The organism is Francisella salimarina, from assembly GCF_007923265.1.
Lineage (GTDB): Bacteria > Pseudomonadota > Gammaproteobacteria > Francisellales > Francisellaceae > Francisella > Francisella salimarina.
On sequence record NZ_VOJA01000012.1, the window covers coordinates 1 to 680 of the forward strand.

Consider the following 680-nt stretch of genomic DNA (forward strand, 5'->3'; position numbering starts at 1 on the left):
CTTTTTAAATTACCTCTCCTTATTCTTTCTATTTATTATCTCTTTTTTTTCTTTTCTTTTTTTTTTCATATCCTAGCATTTTTACTTCTTTATATAAACTATTTATTTTTTTCTACCATTTTATTTCTTCTTCCATTTTTTTTTTTCTCTTTCCATTTTTTCTTTCTCTTTATTTTTCAACGTTTTCTCCTTTTATTTTTCTTTTTTTTATTACTTCTTCTCCTACTCTTTCCTTTCTTTTTTTTCCATTTTTTTTTTTCTTTATGTCATTCCCTTCTCCTGTACTTTCTGTTTCTTTTTTTCCTATTACTTTGTCTTTCCCTTTTCTTTTGTCTTTTTCTTTTTGTTTCCTATCTTCTTTTTTTCCCTCTTTCTTTTTTCCTTCTTTTTTTTTTTCTCTTCTTACATTTCTCTCTTGTTTTTTTTTTCTTCTTTTTTCCTTTTTTTTTTTTCTTTTTTTTCTTCTTCTCTCTATCTATTTCTTTTTTTTATTTTCTTTCTCTCTTTCTCCTTCCTTCTTCTTTCTTTTTCTTTTTTTCTCTTTTTTTTTTCTTTCCTTTTTTTTTTTTTTCTTCCTTCTTTTTTTTTTTTTTTCTTTCTTTCTTCTCTCTTTTTCTCTCTCTCTTCTTTTTCTTTTTTTTTTTCTCTTTTTCTTCTTTTTTTTTCTTTTCTTTTTTTCC

The 680-nt window shown here is 22.8% G+C and carries 1 protein-coding gene; it reads right to left on the reverse strand.

Annotated elements, in window-relative coordinates; translation table 11 throughout:
• Nucleotides 1-488 precede the first annotated feature (488 nt).
• Nucleotides 489-680: hypothetical protein (locus tag FQ699_RS10025; RefSeq protein ID WP_179951709.1), on the reverse strand; the 192-nt coding region annotated here is incomplete at its 5' end.